This window comes from Teichococcus wenyumeiae, assembly GCF_003696345.1.
Taxonomy (GTDB): domain Bacteria; phylum Pseudomonadota; class Alphaproteobacteria; order Acetobacterales; family Acetobacteraceae; genus Pseudoroseomonas; species Pseudoroseomonas wenyumeiae.
Genome location: NZ_RFLX01000057.1, coordinates 1 through 14,566 on the forward strand (window position 1 = coordinate 1; position 14,566 = coordinate 14,566).

General features: G+C 67.7%; 15 protein-coding genes. 12 read left to right on the forward strand and 3 right to left on the reverse strand.

Translation table 11 applies throughout. The features are described 5' to 3' along the window. From EBE87_RS25790 to EBE87_RS25800, 3 genes are all read left to right on the forward strand, one after another. Positions 1-303: RrF2 family transcriptional regulator (locus EBE87_RS25790; protein WP_199726521.1), on the forward strand; the 303-nt coding region annotated here is incomplete at its 5' end. 73 nt (positions 304-376) lie between these two features. After that, positions 377-1,132, forward strand: coding sequence for a 2-keto-4-pentenoate hydratase (locus EBE87_RS25795; protein WP_120639651.1), 756 nt, complete (start codon positions 377-379; stop codon positions 1,130-1,132). 87 nt (positions 1,133-1,219) lie between these two features. Beyond that, positions 1,220-1,600, forward strand: a complete 381-nt coding sequence (locus tag EBE87_RS25800) for a VOC family protein (RefSeq protein ID WP_120639650.1) — start codon at positions 1,220-1,222, stop codon at positions 1,598-1,600. A gap of 16 nt (positions 1,601-1,616) precedes the next feature. Here the strand turns inward: EBE87_RS25800 and nikR are convergent, their stop codons facing one another. Continuing rightward, entirely contained in the window at positions 1,617-2,024 is a 408-nt protein-coding gene (gene nikR / locus EBE87_RS25805) for a nickel-responsive transcriptional regulator NikR (protein WP_120639649.1), read from the reverse strand. Positions 2,025-2,128: 104 nt separating this feature from the next. Here nikR and nikA point away from each other — a divergent pair, with 104 nt between their 5' ends. The 8 genes from nikA (at position 2,129) to glpK (ending at position 11,044) form a co-directional block, all read left to right on the forward strand. Continuing rightward, complete coding sequence (gene nikA / locus EBE87_RS25810; RefSeq protein ID WP_120639648.1) at positions 2,129-3,685, forward strand: nickel ABC transporter substrate-binding protein; 1,557 nt, start codon at positions 2,129-2,131, stop codon at positions 3,683-3,685. Between the two features lie 4 nt (positions 3,686-3,689). Continuing rightward, complete coding sequence (nikB, locus tag EBE87_RS25815) at positions 3,690-4,631, forward strand: nickel ABC transporter permease subunit NikB (protein ID WP_120639647.1); 942 nt, start codon at positions 3,690-3,692, stop codon at positions 4,629-4,631. Beyond that, complete coding sequence (gene nikC, locus EBE87_RS25820; protein ID WP_120639646.1) at positions 4,628-5,443, forward strand: nickel ABC transporter permease subunit NikC; 816 nt, start codon at positions 4,628-4,630, stop codon at positions 5,441-5,443. Before nikB ends, nikC begins: the two co-directional genes overlap by 4 nt. Next, positions 5,440-6,201, forward strand: coding sequence for an ATP-binding cassette domain-containing protein (locus EBE87_RS25825; RefSeq protein ID WP_120639645.1), 762 nt, complete (start codon positions 5,440-5,442; stop codon positions 6,199-6,201). Before nikC ends, EBE87_RS25825 begins: the two co-directional genes overlap by 4 nt. Next, complete coding sequence (locus EBE87_RS25830; protein ID WP_120639644.1) at positions 6,198-7,055, forward strand: ATP-binding cassette domain-containing protein; 858 nt, start codon at positions 6,198-6,200, stop codon at positions 7,053-7,055. Before EBE87_RS25825 ends, EBE87_RS25830 begins: the two co-directional genes overlap by 4 nt. A gap of 31 nt (positions 7,056-7,086) precedes the next feature. Further along, positions 7,087-7,887: a DeoR/GlpR family DNA-binding transcription regulator gene (locus tag EBE87_RS25835; RefSeq protein WP_120639643.1), complete on the forward strand. Its 801-nt coding sequence runs from the start codon at positions 7,087-7,089 to the stop codon at positions 7,885-7,887. A 71-nt stretch (positions 7,888-7,958) separates the two neighbouring features. Beyond that, entirely contained in the window at positions 7,959-9,491 is a 1,533-nt protein-coding gene (gene glpD / locus EBE87_RS25840; RefSeq protein WP_120639642.1) for a glycerol-3-phosphate dehydrogenase, read from the forward strand. Between the two features lie 65 nt (positions 9,492-9,556). After that, positions 9,557-11,044: a glycerol kinase GlpK gene (glpK, locus tag EBE87_RS25845; protein WP_120639641.1), complete on the forward strand. Its 1,488-nt coding sequence runs from the start codon at positions 9,557-9,559 to the stop codon at positions 11,042-11,044. A 55-nt stretch (positions 11,045-11,099) separates the two neighbouring features. On the opposite strand, the gene EBE87_RS25850 is transcribed toward glpK, so the two are convergent. Then, complete coding sequence (locus EBE87_RS25850; RefSeq protein WP_120639640.1) at positions 11,100-11,432, reverse strand: DHCW motif cupin fold protein; 333 nt, start codon at positions 11,430-11,432, stop codon at positions 11,100-11,102. Positions 11,433-11,667: 235 nt separating this feature from the next. On the opposite strand from EBE87_RS25850, the gene EBE87_RS25855 reads away from it, so the two are divergent. After that, positions 11,668-12,678 carry an aldo/keto reductase gene (locus EBE87_RS25855; protein WP_120639639.1) on the forward strand — a complete coding sequence of 337 codons (1,011 nt, stop codon included), beginning with the start codon at positions 11,668-11,670 and terminating at the stop codon, positions 12,676-12,678. Between the two features lie 10 nt (positions 12,679-12,688). Here the strand turns inward: EBE87_RS25855 and EBE87_RS25860 are convergent, their stop codons facing one another. Further along, on the reverse strand, positions 12,689-14,161 hold the full coding sequence (locus EBE87_RS25860) for a DUF4403 family protein (RefSeq protein WP_120639638.1): 1,473 nt from the start codon (positions 14,159-14,161) through the stop codon (positions 12,689-12,691). Between the last annotated feature and the right edge of the window lie 405 nt (positions 14,162-14,566).

Here is a 14,566-nt window from a genome sequence, read left to right on the forward strand (position 1 = left end):
CGCGCCGGGCTCTTGGGCAGCACGCGGGGGCCGAAGGGCGGCTACCGGCTGGGGCGGGCGGCGCGCGACATGCGGCTGGCGGAAGTGGTGGCGGCGGTGCGCGGGCCGGAGGGCGGCGAGGAGGCCGCCGATCCGCCGACGACCTCGGCGCTGGGCGAGGCGGTGGTGCAGCCGCTGTGGGAGGAGCTGGAGGCGCAGCTGGTGGCGGCGCTGGAACAGCTCACCGTCGCCGACCTGCTGCGCCGCGCCGCCGCCCGCGGCCTGCAACGCCCCACTCCCGAAGTCCTTAACTTCGCGATCTAGCGCGGCCGGGGCTGGCCGGAAGCGCGGCGCCACGGCACAAGGGCAGACCAGTGCCAACCGGAGAGATCGCACCATGGCCACCGACATCGCCGCCGCCGCCGAGGCGCTTCTGCGCGCCCGGCGCGAACGCGCCTGGCTTGAAGCCCTGCCCGAGGGTGCCCGCCCCGCCAATGCGGCCGAGGTCGCCGCCATCCAGCAGCGCATCGCCGAGGCGCGTGGCCCGGTGGGTGGCTGGAAGGTCGGCGCCGCCAATCCGCAGGCGGAACCCGGCGCCGCGCCGCTGAACGTGGTGGACCTGCACCTGACGCCGGAGCCGCTCTCCGCCAGCCGCTTCAACGTCATCGGCGTGGAGGCCGAGATCGCCTACCTGCTGGGCCGCGACCTGCCGCTGCGCGATGCGCCCTATACGCGGGAAGAGGTGCTGGATGCGGTGGAAAGCCTGCATCCCGTGATCGAGCTGGTGGATACCCGCTTCACGGCCCTGAAGGTGACGGACCCGCTGAGCCATGCCGCGGACCAGATCAACCACGGCGCCCTGGTGGTCGGCCCTGCGCTGGCGGACTGGCGCGGCATCGACCCGGTGAACCAGCCGGTGCGGCTGCTCTTCAACGGGCAGGTGGTGCTGGAGCATGTGGGCGGCAACACCGCCGGCGACCCCGTGCGGCTGCTGCAATGGCTGGCCGATACCGGTGCCCGTGCCTATGGCGGGCTGACGGCCGGCATGATCATCACCACCGGCAGCTGCACCGGCCTGCTGATGGTCGAGCCCGGCACCCGCATCCTGGCCGAGTTCCCGGGCCTGGGCAGCGTGGAAACCGCCGTTCTCTGACAGGCGTGCCGCTGGCCGGGCGCGTGCCCCCTGGCGCTGGCCGCGCCTGCCGCTAGCATCGTGCGGCCAGCAAAGGGAGAACACGCCTTGGCCAGCTACCGCTTCGACCATATCCACCTCCGCAGCCCGGACGCCGAGGCGGCGGGCCGGTTCTACGAGGATGCCTTCGGCGCCACCATCCGCGACCGCATCCGCAACGGCGCTTCCCTGCGCGTGGTGGTGGACCTTGGCGGCGCCACGCTTTTCATCGAGCAGGTCTCGGCCGATACCCCGGCCGCGCCGGTGCCGCCGCACCAGGGCATGGAGCATATCGGCCTGCAGGTGAGCGACATGGATGAGGCCGTGGCGGCGCTGAAGGCCAAGGGCGTGCGCTTCACCGCCGAGCCGAAGGAACTGCGCCCCGGCCTGCGCATCGCCTTCCTGGCGGCGCCCGATGGCGTGACGGTCGAGATCCTGCAACGCGGCTGATGCCGCGGCGCGAGCCTCATTCGTGGGAATGGGGCTCGCTGTCCTCCATCACCATCAGCCGCCCATGCCGCACGCCGCGCTCTGTGATGACGGAGTTGGCGAAGGCGCGTACCGCCGGGGCCCCGCCCCGCAGCACCGTCACTTCCATGCAGCGGTCGTGGTCCAGATGCACATGCAGGGTGGCGACCGACAGGTCGTGGTGGTCATGGAAGCTGTCCGTCAGCCGGCGGGACAGGTCGCGCCGGCCATGGTCATAGACATAGGCCAGGGTGGCGACGCAGGGGCCTTCCTGCGCCCTTTCCTCCGCCGCCTGCCGCAGGCCTGCCCGCAACAGGTCGCGGAAAGCCTCGGAGCGGTTGCCGTAGCCCAGGGCATCGACTTCGGCCAGCAGCGCGTCGTCGAGGGTCAGGGTGATGCGCTGCATGACGTGGTCCTTCCGACTCCAATGCTGGACAGCAGGGGACTCAGGAATATGATGTTTCACAAGAAACATCATATTCGCGGCCGCTGGCCGGAATGGAGAGGCCCATGCTGCGCCGGTCCCTGCTGGGCGCCGCCACCCTAGCCTGGACGCTGCCTCGCGTCAGCCGGGCCGCTGCTCCGGACAGCCTGGTATTTTCCTGGCCTTCCAACGCCGGGCCGCTGGACCCGCACGGCTATGGTCCCAACCAGATGTATGCCCAGGCCATGCTCTACGAGCCACTGGTGCGCTACGGCGCCAGCGGCACTATCGAGCCCTGCCTCGCGACCCGCTGGGCACTGGACGAGAGTGGCCGCGCCTGGACCTTCACGCTGCGGCCCGGCGTGCGCTTCTCTGATGGCACCGCCTTCGACGCGGCGGCGGCCAAGGCGAATATCGATATCCTGCTGCGGCATCGGGAGCGCCATGGCTGGCTGGAGCTGATGTCCCGCATTGAGGCCGCCGAGGCACCGGACCCCGCCACCCTGCGGCTGCGCCTGGACCAGCCCTACGACCCCGCGCTCTTCGACCTCTCGCTGGTCCGGCCGCTGCGCTTCGCTTCCCCGGCGGTGCTGCTGCCGGGGGGTAGCGTCTCCGCCCCGATCGGCACCGGCCCCTGGCGCCTGGCCGAAAGCCGGCGCGGCGAGCGCGATGTCTTCCTGCGTCGGGAGGATTACTGGGGCGAGAAGCCGGCGCTGCGGCAGGTGGTGGTGAAGGTGGTGGGCGACGCCAATACCCGCGCCCTGGCGCTGGAGGCCGGGGAGATCGACCTCGTCTACGGCGCCGACCAGCTCGACGCCGACACCTTCCGGCGTTTCGCGGCAGATGCGCGCTTCACCACCGCCATCTCCCCGCCCATGGCGACGCGGATGCTGGCCATCAATTCCGGCCGCGCGGCGACCGACGACCTGGCGGTGCGCCGGGCCATCCAGCAGGGCATCGACCGCGACGCGCTGGCGCGCCATGTGCTGCAAGGTACCGAGCCAGCGGCCACCAGCCTCTTCGCCCCTGGCATGTCGAAGGCCGCGCCCGGGTTAATGACTCTGCCCTTCGACCCAATGGCAGCCGTCACGGTCCTGGAGCAGGCCGGTTGGCAACTGCCGCCCGGCGGCCGGGTGCGGCAGAAGCAGGGCGCAGTGCTGGCGCTGGACCTTTGCTTCTCGGGTGGCGACGCGTTGCAGAAGGCTCTGGCGGAAGCCATCCAGTCCGACCTCGGCCGCATCGGCATCGCCGCGCGGCTGCTGGGGGCGGATGCCGCGACATTGCAGGCCCGCCAGCGCAGTGGCGATTTCGGGCTGGTCTTCACCGAGACCTGGGGTCCGCCCTACGACCCGCACGCCTTCCTCGGCGCCATGCGCGCCCCTTCCCACGCCGACTGGCAGGCGCAGCGTGGGCTGCCGATGAAGGCCGCGATCGACCGCCGCATCACCGCCCTGCTCGCCGCGACGAATGCCACGGCGCGGGAGGCGGATGAGCAGTGGGTGCTGACCACGCTGCATGAGCAGGCGGTCTATTTCCCCATCTCCTTCCTCACCAACAAGCAGGTGCACCGCAAGGGCCTGGGCGAGGTGCCCTTCGGCGGCACCTTCGACGAGATTCCCTTCCACCACATCCGGCGGGGCTGAGGCCGTGCTGGCTTTTGCCCTGCGCCGGGTCCTGACGCTGCTGCCCTTGCTGCTGCTGGTTTCGGTGGTGTTCTTCGCCATGCTTCGGCTGGGGCGCGGCGACCCTGCGCTGGATTACCTCCGCCTTTCCCAGATCCCGCCGACTGAGGCGGCCCTGGCGCTGGTCCGGCAGCAACTGGGCCTCGACCGCTCCCTGCCGGCGCAATACCTCTCCTGGCTGGCGGATGCGGTGCGGCTGGATTTCGGCACCTCCTGGGCCACGCAGCGGCCGGTGCTGGAGGATATCCTCCAGGCCCTGCCAGCCACCCTGCAACTGGCCGGCGCGGCGATGGCGCTGGTGCTGCTGCTCGGCCTGCCGCTGGGCCTGCTGGCGGCGCTCTACCGCGACCGCTGGCCGGACCACCTGACGCGTGCGCTGGCCTTCCTGGGCGTCTCGCTGCCGAATTTCTGGCTGGGCTTCCTGCTGGTGCTGTTGTTCTCGGTGCAACTCGGCTGGCTGCCGGCCATGGGGCGGGAGGGACCGGCCAGCCTGATCCTGCCGGCGATCGCCACGGCCACCGTCTCCCTTTGCGTCACGCTGCGGCTGATGCGGGCCTCCGTACTGGGCGTGCTGGGAGAGCGGCACCTGGTCTTTGCCCGGGCACGCGGGCTGCCGGAACGGGGCGTGATCGCCCGCCATGTATTGCCCAACGCTCTGATCCCACCCTTGACCACTCTGGGGCTGCATCTGGGCGAACTGCTGGGCGGCGCCATGGTGGTGGAGATGGTCTTCGCATGGCCTGGGCTTGGCCGCTATGCGCTGCTGGCCATCGGCAACCGGGACTTCCCGGCGCTTCAGGGCTTCGTGCTGGCCATGACGGCCGTCTTCGTGCTCTGCAACCTGCTGGTGGACCTGGCCTATGCCTGGCTGGACCCGCGCATTCGCCTGGGAGCAAAGGCGGCATGAGGCGCTGGCTGCCACGCCTCGCGCTGCTGCTGCTTGCGCTGCTGCTGGGCCTTGCCGCACTGGCACCCTGGATCGCGCCCTTCGACCCGGCCGAGACCAACCTCGCGCAGCGGCTGATGCCCCCTTCCACGATGCACTGGCTGGGCACCGACCACCTGGGGCGGGACCTGCTGTCCCGCCTGCTCTGGGGCGCGCGGGCCTCGCTGGGGGCCGTGGGCGCCATCCTGCTGCTGGTGCTGGCCATTGGCACGGTGCTGGGCTGCTTGGCGGGGCTGCTGGGCGGCGTGGTGGACACCGTGTTGATGCGGCTGGCCGATGCCTTCATGACGGTGCCGACGCTGGTGCTGGCGCTTTTCTTCGTCGGCGCGTTGGGTACGGGCATGGTCAATGTCATCGTCGCCATCGCGCTCTCCCACTGGGCTTTCTATGCGCGGCTGGTGCGGGGGCTGACGCTCTCCCTGCGGGCGCGGGACCATGTGGCGGCGGCGCGCGTGGCGGGGGCTTCGCGGCTGGATATCGCGCGGCGGCATGTGGTGCCGGCCGTGGCGGGCCAGGTGGCGGTGCTGGCCAGCCTGGATCTGGGGCATTGGATTCTGCATGTCGCCGGCCTTTCCTTCCTGGGACTTGGCGTGGCGGCGCCAGGGGCGGAATGGGGCGTCATGATCAGCGATGCCCGGCCCTTCTTCCGCACCGCGCCCATGCTGGTGCTGTTGCCGGGCGCCGCCATCCTGCTGACGGTGATGGCCTTCAACCTGCTCGGTGACGCCTTGCGGGACCGCCTGGACCCCGCGCTGGCGGAGCATGGGCATTGAGCGCCCTGGCCATCGAGGGCCTGAGCTTCGCGGCCGGTGACCGGATTCTGGTGCGGGAGGTCTCCCTGGTGCTGGAGCCTGGACGGGTTCTGGGGCTGGTGGGTGCCAGCGGCGGCGGCAAGAGCCTGACGGTGCTGGCCATGTTGGGCCTGCTGCCACGGGGGCTGCGGCAGGTGGCGGGCCGGCTGCGCCATGCTGGCCGGGTGCTGGATGCCGCCGGCATCGCCGCCCTGCGCGGCGGTGTCGTCGGGCTGGTGCAGCAATCGCCGCGCGCCTGCTTCAATCCCATCCTGACCATCGGGCGGCATTTCGCGGAGACTTTGGGGCGCGGCGCCGCCCCCGGACGTGCCGCGGCCCTGCTCGCGGAGGTCGGCTTCGGTGATCCCGCGCCGCTCCTGCGTGCCTATCCCTTCCAACTCAGCGGCGGGATGCTGCAAAGGGTGATGCTGGCCCTGGCCCTGGCCCGCGACCCGGACTTTCTGCTGGCGGATGAGCCCACCACCGAGTTGGACCTCGTCGCCCAGGCCGCCATGCTGGACCTGCTGGAGCGGCTCGCCACGCGGCGGAACCTGGGGGTGCTGCTGGTGACGCATGACCTCTCGGTGGTCGCCCGCCTCGCCGGCATGGTGGCGGTGATGCAGGCCGGATGCATCGTGGAACAGGGCACGGTGGCAGAGTTCTTCGACGGCCCGCGGCACCCCGCCAGCCGCGCGCTGCTGCGCCAGCATCTGGCCCTCTATGGGGAGGCACTGCCATGAGCCTGCTGGAGATGCACGGGTTGTGGAAGAACTATCGCCGTGGCGGTTTCTTCCGCCGCCAGCCGCCCCTGTCCGTGCTGCGCGATGCCGGGCTGCGCATCGTCGCGGGCGAATGCGTGGCTCTGCTGGGGGCCAGCGGCTCCGGCAAAAGCACCCTGGGGCGGCTGTTGCTGGGGCTGGAAACGCCCGATGCCGGCGAGGTGCTCTTCGAGGGGCAGCCCCTGCTGGACACGCGCGGGCGGATGCGGGCGCAGACGCGCCGCTCCATCCAGGCGGTGTTCCAGGACCCCCATGGCGCCACCAGCCCGCGCTTCAGCGCCTTCGAGGTGGTGGCGGAACCGTTGCGCTATGCCGGCCTCCGCGGCGCGCCACTGCGGGCGCGGGTAGAGGGGCTTGCCGCCTCGGTGGGACTGGACCCTTCGGAACTGGGCCGCCTGGCGCATCGCTTCAGCGGCGGCCAGTTGCAGCGGCTCTGCATCGCCCGCGCCCTGGCCCCCTCCCCCCGGCTCCTGCTGCTGGATGAAGCGGTCAGCAGCCTGGACCTGGAGACCCAGGCACAGATCCTCAACCTGCTGTCGGGGCTGCGGGCCAGTGCCGGGGTGGCCTTCCTCTTCATCACCCACGACCTGCGCCTGGTGCGCGGCTTCGCCCAGCGCTGCTACGTCATGCAGGATGGGCAGCCGGTTGAGGTGGCTGAGCCCTTCGGCCAAGGCCCTGTGCCGCCGGCCCTGGGGGCGCTGCGGGCCGCCATCCTGCCCGCGCGGCCTCGCGGGGTGGGGCCGCAACTCGTGGAGCCTGAGGTTCGTTTCCGCGCCCTTTCCGCTTCGCTATCGATGACACGGCGATGCTGTTAGGCTGGCCGGCCAGGGAGGATCGGCAGGGCGCATGTCGGGCAACAAGATCGAGGCGAGGCACCAGCATATCCTGTTGCTGATCCGTCAGCGCGGCTATGCGTCCAATGACGAACTGGCCCGGCAACTCGGGGTCACCGTGCAGACCATCCGACGGGATGTGAACTTCCTGGCGGAGGAAGGGCTGGTGACACGCCACCACGGCGGAGCCGGCTTGGTCTCCAGCGTCGAGAACATCGCCTATACCGAGCGGCAGGTGCTGAACCTGCCGGAAAAGACCGCCATCGCCGCCCTGGTGGCCGCCGAGATCCCCAACCGCTCTTCCCTCTTCATCAATATCGGCACCACCACCGAGGCTGTGGCGCGCGCGCTGACCGGTCATGAAGATCTGCGCGTCATCACCAACAACCTGAATGTTGCCGCCCTGCTGGCGCGGGAGAAGCGCTTCCAGGTCGTCATCGCCGGCGGCACCGTGCGCAGCCATGACGGCGGCATCACCGGTCAGTCGGTCTGCGACATGCTGGGCGAGTTCCGGGCCGACTACGGCATCATCGGCATCAGCGGCATCGACGACGATGGCTCGCTGCTGGATTTCGATTACGACGAGGTCCGGGCGGCGCGCACCATCATGCGCAATTCCCGGCAGGTCTTTTTGGTGGTGACGCATGCCAAGTTCGGGCGGCGGCCATTGGTGCGCCTGGGGCATCTTTCCGAGATCTCGGCCCTCTTCACCGATCGGCCTCCGCCCCCGGCGATCGGCCGGTTGCTGGCCGAGCACGGCATCGGCCTGCATATCGCCGAGGCGACGGCGGCACATGAAAAAACGAACAGCTAATCTTCGCTTGCGAAAATAATGGTGAGGCACCAGCTTACTTTCCCCATCAGACCAGAAGCGCGGAAGACGCGATGCCGGCGGACCAGAACGAAGTTTTCGACCTCCTGATCATCGGCGGCGGCATCAATGGCGCCGGGATCGCGCGGGATGCCACGGGGCGCGGCCTGCGCGTCCTGCTCGTGGAGCAGGAGGACTTGGCGCAGCACACCTCCTCCGCCAGCACCAAGCTGATCCATGGCGGGCTGCGCTACCTGGAATACTACGAGTTCCGGCTGGTGCGTGAAGCGCTGATGGAGCGGGAGCGGCTGCTGGCCATGGCGCCGCATATCATCTGGCCGCTGCGCTTCGTGTTGCCGCACGAGAATGCGGTGCGCCCGGCCTGGATGGTCCGGCTCGGCCTGTTCCTTTACGACCACCTGGGCGGCCGCAAGCGCCTGCCGGCCTCGGAAGGGGTTGCCTTCCCCGATGGGCGCTTCGGCTCCGCGCTGCGGCCAGGCATCAGCAAGGGCTTCGTTTATTCCGACTGCTGGGTGGAGGACAGCCGCCTGGTGGTGCTGAATGCCATGGATGCGGCGGAGCGCGGCGCCGTCATCCGCACCCGCACGCGCTTCCTTGAAGCGCGGCGGCAAGGCGCGCTCTGGCATGCCACGGTACAGGATCTGGCAAGCGGCGAGCGGCAGGCGGTGACGGCCCGCGCCATCGTCAATGCGGCGGGACCCTGGGTCGGACAGGTGCTGGGCCAGGGCCTGGGCATTCAGGGTGAGGCGACGGTGCGGCTGGTCAAGGGCAGCCATCTGGTCGTGCCGCGCCTCTACGAAGGCGACCACGCCTATATCCTGCAAAACCCTGACAAGCGCATTGTCTTTGCCATTCCTTATGAGCGGGATTTCACCCTCATCGGCACCACCGACGTGGCGTGGAAGCAGGCGCCGGGCAAGGTGACGATCTCGCCCGAGGAAGCGAGCTACCTCTGCGAGAGCGTCAACCGCTACTTCAATCGGCAGATCCGGCCGGAGGATGCGGTCTGGAGCTATGCCGGCGTTCGCCCGCTCTACGACAATGCGGCGAAAAGCGATTCCGCCGTGACACGCGACTACGTGCTGAATGTGGATGCGCCTTCCGGCGGCGCCCCGCTGCTCTCGATCTATGGGGGCAAGATCACCACCTACCGCCGGCTGGCGGAGCATGCGCTGGAGAAGCTGCAGCCGCATCTCGGCCTGCCCGCCACCTCCTGGACCGCCGGTGCTCCCCTGCCCGGCGGCGACATGCCGGATGCCGATTTCGAGCGCTTCCTGGAAGGGCTGCGGCAGCGCGCCTCTTTCCTTCCGGAGGGGCTGGCACGCCGCCTTGCCCGCGCCTATGGCAGCCGGGTGGATGAACTGCTGGGCGGTGCTTGCACCATGGCCGAACTGGGTGAGGATTTCGGCGGCGGCCTGACCCGCGCCGAGGTGGATTACCTGATGCGCAAGGAATGGGCGGTGACGGCGGAGGATATCCTCTGGCGCCGCTCCAAGCTTGGCCTGCATGTGCCGGCTGGTACTGAGGCGCGCTTACGGGATTATCTGGCGGAAGTTGAGCCGCGGAAGATGGTTGCGGCTGGCTGAGCCGCTACGACAGGCGAGAGGGAGGAAAGACATGCGGGTTGAAACTCAGGCGGCGGCGCGGCGGCATGGCTGAGCCACGGCATGTCCTGGCCATCGACCAGGGCACGACCTCGACCCGCAGCATCGTCTTCGACGCTGCGGGGCGCGAAGTGGCCTCGGCACGCCGGGAGTTTCCGCAGCACTACCCGGACCACGGCTGGGTGGAGCACGACCCCGAGGACATCTGGCGCGATACCCTGGCCACGGCGCGGGAGGCGTTGGAGAAGGCTGCCCTCCCCGTCGCCGCTATCGGCATCACCAACCAGCGAGAGACGGTGGTGGTGTGGGACCGCGCGAACGGCCAGCCGATCCACCGCGCGATTGTCTGGCAGGACCGCCGCACGGCGGCGGAATGCGCGCGGCTGCGGCAGGACGGCGCGGAGCCGCTGGTGCAGGCGCGCACCGGGCTGCTGCTGGACCCCTATTTCTCCGCCACCAAGCTGGCGTGGATTCTCGACAATGTGGCCGGTGCCCGCGCCCGTGCCGAACGTGGTGAACTGGCCTTCGGCACCATCGACAGTTTCCTGCTCTGGCGCCTGACGGGTGGGAAGGTGCATGCGACGGACGCCACCAATGCGTCCCGCACGCTGTTGTTCGACATCCACCGACAGTGCTGGGACGAGGAACTGCTGGCCCTCTTCCGCATTCCTGCCGCGCTGCTGCCGGTGGTACATGACAACAGCCACCTCTTCGGCGAGACGGACCCGGCACATTTCGGCACCGCCATTCCGATCGCCGGTATGGCCGGAGACCAGCAGGCGGCGCTCTTCGGCCAGGTCTGCTGTGAACCAGGCATGGTGAAGGCCACCTATGGCACCGGCTGCTTCGCGCTGATGAACACCGGCAGCACGCCGCCGCGCTCGCAGCACCGGCTGCTGGCGACCACGGCTTACCGGCTTGATGGCAAGGCCACTTATGCGGCGGAGGGTGCTATCTTCGTCGCCGGTGCCGCCATCAAGTGGCTGAGGGACGGGCTGGGGCTGATTACCCATGCCTCCCAGACCGACGACATGGCCACGCGCATCCCGGACAGCCACGGGGTCTATATGGTGCCTGGCTTCGTCGGCCTGGGCGCGCCACACTGGGATCCGAAGGCACGCGGGTTGATCTGTGGCCTGACACTGGATGCCACGGCGGCGCATATCGCCCGCGCCGCGCTGGAATCGGTGGCCTATCAGACCTGGGATCTGGCGGAAGCCATGCGGAAGGATGGCGCCGGCAAGCCGCAAGCGCTGCGCGTGGATGGCGGCATGGCGGCCAATGACTGGTTCTGCCAGTTCCTGGCCGACATGTTGGAAGTGCCGGTGGAACGCCCCTCCGTGCTGGAGACCACCGCCCTTGGCGCTGCCTTCCTGGCGGGGCTGCAAACGGGCGTCTGGCCAGGAATAGCCGCACTGGCCGGCAACTGGTCGCTGGGGCGGCGCTTCCTGCCGCGCATGGATGCGTCGCAGCGGCAGCGGATGATCGCCGGCTGGCAGGACGCCCTGCGGCGGGCGCTCAGCCAGCCGGACTGAGATGCAGCGGCTTCCGGCGCATGTTCACCAAGTCGGTGGGCTGCGCGTCGGCCGCCTAATCCACGATGAAAAGGCGCGCGCCGCTTTTGGTGGAGGAGCGGTGCGCGGCATCGCCGAAGTCCGAGACGGTATAGCCCTCGCCCGGGCCGAAGGTGAACTCACGCCCGTCCTTCAATTCCGTCTTCAGCTCGCCCTCCAGGACATAGAGGATATGGCCACGGTCGCACCAGTGGTCGGCGAGATAACCAGGGGAATATTCCACTACGCGCATTCGGACATCGCCATTGGTCATGGTACGCCACAGCGCCATTCCCGTTTCGCCCTTGTGCTCGGTGGCAGGCAAGGCGTCCCAATGCATGGCATGGAACGGCAGAGCGGGCAGCTTCATGGGATAGGGCCTCCGGAATGAGCTTTGGCAGATTGCGCGGCAGCGCGGCGCCTTGCAACCGCCCCTCCCCTGCTGCGGCAGGCAGTGTGATGGATCACTGAAACCACAAGGCCACCATTCGGGCTGGCTGCGCCAAGATGGTGCACTCGACGACACCGTCGGACCGGGGCACCATGCTGTTGTCGAAACCGGCCCGGCGCGCTGCCTTGCGGCCATCAAGTGTCAGGATGCGTTCATGGAATATCGCAACCTTGGCCGTAGCGGCCTGAAGGTCTCGCCTCTCTGCCTCGGCACCATGATGTTTGGAGGCGCGACGGACGAAGCGACATCCGTCCGGATCATCGATCATGCGCGTGACCATGGCATCAACTTCATAGACACGGCCAATGTCTATAATGGTGGTGCTTCGGAAGAAGTGACAGGACGCGCCATACAGGCACGGCGCAGCCATTGGGTGTTGGCTACCAAGCTGGCCAACCCGGCTGGTAATGGCCTGAATGACCGTGGCCTCTCCCGCCGTCATTGCCTTACGGCTGCGGAAGATAGCTTACGGCGCCTGGGCATCGAAACCATCGATATTCTCTACCTCCACAAGGAAGACCATGGCACGCCGCTGGAAGAGACAGTGCGTGCCATGGTCGACCTCGTGCGCGCAGGCAAGATCAGGTATTTCGGGGTCTCCAACCACCGCGCCTGGCGCGTTGCGGAGATTTGCCGGCTTTGCGATGAAGCCGGCATCGACCGGCCAGTCGTGAGCCAACCCTACTACAACGCGCTGAACCGCATGCCGGAAGTCGAGCATCTGCCGGCGTGCGGCTACTATGGCCTCGGCGTGGTGCCTTACAGCCCGCTGGCGCGTGGCGTGCTGACAGGCAAGTACGACACCGAGGCGCAGCCGGCGGCTGATACCCGTGCTGGCCGTGCCGACAAGCGCATCATGGAAACCGAGTGGCGGCCCGAGAGCCTGACGATCGCCAGGAAGCTGCGAGCCCATGCTGAGGACCGCGGCATAACTGCCGGGCAATTCGCTGTTGCCTGGGTGCTGAACAACCGCCTTGTCACGGCGCCGATTGCCGGACCGCGTACGGAACAGCAATGGGAGGATTACCTCGGCGCCCTCTCCTACCGCTTCACGGCAGAGGATGAAGCACTGGTGAATTCATTGGTGCCGGCAGGGCATCCGTCGACGCCGGGCTACAACGATCCTGCATATCCGCTTGAAGGGCGCCTGCCACGCTCGGCCTGACCTGTTGCTGTCAGGGAAGCGGTAGCGCGGTGATCTCCGCTTCCACACCGGCTTCCGCCGCGCCCAGAATGGTCAGGGCATCATTCTCCGGCACCACCTGCTGAAGGCGCAAGCTGGGGCGTGTCAACGTGACGCGAAGCCCACCGGTGAAGGCAGGGTCGGAAAGCCGTTGCCGTAACTCTGTCATGGCGCCGTCCATGACATCCTTCATGTCGTAGACTGCAACTTTGCCAAGCCAGTCGCGGATCTGCTGCTCAAAGGCGATGCTGACGACAGACCAGACTATGCTGTCGAGACTACGTGAGAATTGGAGTTCGGTCAGACGAATGCTGCGCCCGTCCTGGCTCAATACCGGGCGTGCAGACAGGACCACTCTTCCCTTCACGTCGGGCCAGTGACCGGGAAGGTCTGCATCGAAGGTGATGGCCAAGGCGAGAGCCGGAGCGCTGGGATAGATGAAGATATCGCGTACCTTCAGCATCACCGGCCCAAGCGGCGTCTCTACAGGAATCTCCCTGCGGCCAAATTCCTGCATCAGCCAGTCACGGATCATGTCGTAACCCGCACGAACGGGAATGGAGAGCCGCAGACGGCCGTTACGGTCCGCCTGGTCGCCGGGTAGCTGATGTAGCGGTGGTAGGAAGGTGGCAGGCAGGGGGGCCGGCGGCGCGGAGGAGATGCTGGTGCGTGCCCGGAGGCCGAGTACCAGTCGCAAATCGCGAGGTTCCACCACTAGTTCGGAGAGCCCTACCGACTGTGGATGAATGCTGACATGGAGAGGAGGTGCCGCAGGGAGCTGCACTGTGATGCTACGGGGTTGCCAGAGTGCCAGCACCTGTTCGCGAACCTCGCTGCAAGGCAGCATGCTCTTGATCTGCTGTGGTAGGCCCCGGAGGGCTTCCTCAACTTGTGCCCTCACCCGCTCCTCAATATCTATCCAGATGCCGCCAACAATCTCCAGTCGTGGCCTACGCGTCCAGCGGTAGGTGACGGCCACCTGGGTTCCCGGACACCATCCGTCATCCAGGCCAATTCTGAAATCTACTTGGGCTTCAGCGGCAGCTTCGACAGCCTTGGCGTCCAACGACAGCAGACTGGCAAGACCCCCACCAAAGCCAACAGTGCCATTTAAGGCGAGGGCAACCGTCGCTCTTAGCCTGCCATCAACTTCTGACAGAGTAATGCCACTGGTGCGCCGAATGGTCAGATCATAGAGAGTGTTAGCGCCTTCCTCACTGGTCTGGCGGAAATTGATGGGAATGGTTCGTTCTGCAACTTCTCGGAGCTGGCCCAGTGGCAAGCGAAGGCCTAGAGCGATGGCGCTTTCCTGATCCGGCAGCAGTAGCGTGGCGGCGCTTCGAGGCGGTTCGTTAGAAAGCAGGATCTCACGCTCCGCTAGCCAGCTTCCGCCACTGACTAGCATCGCAATCAGCAATCCCCATCCCAGCCAACGGCGCTGGTTCCAAACGCTAATTTCCATCATGCCTACAGAATAGCGACCTTATCGCTAGGATACATCTGCCAGCAGTATTTGAGCGTCGAAAGAATACTTGTGAGTTCGGTTCAATGTTACAGACCTACGAGCTTGCTTCATAACGGCTGAGGCAGGGTAAGCGGCGAGGGCTCTGTGCGTTTCGAAAGTGTTCGAAGCTTCCGAGGCCGTTTATGTGGACCCCTCCCGCCCACACGCAGTTTGCGCGCGGGACCATCCCTTATGCAACCGGTCTGACTGACGCCGAATTGGCGCTGGTGCAGCCCTTCATGCCCCCACTTGGCCAGACCGGACGCCCTCCCCGCTGGCCGACGCATCTGGACACCTCGAAGTACCCGCTGTTGAATGGCGTTCCCACGCAGGATCGCCGCCTCAGGCTGTGACGCGCCCCTGCTG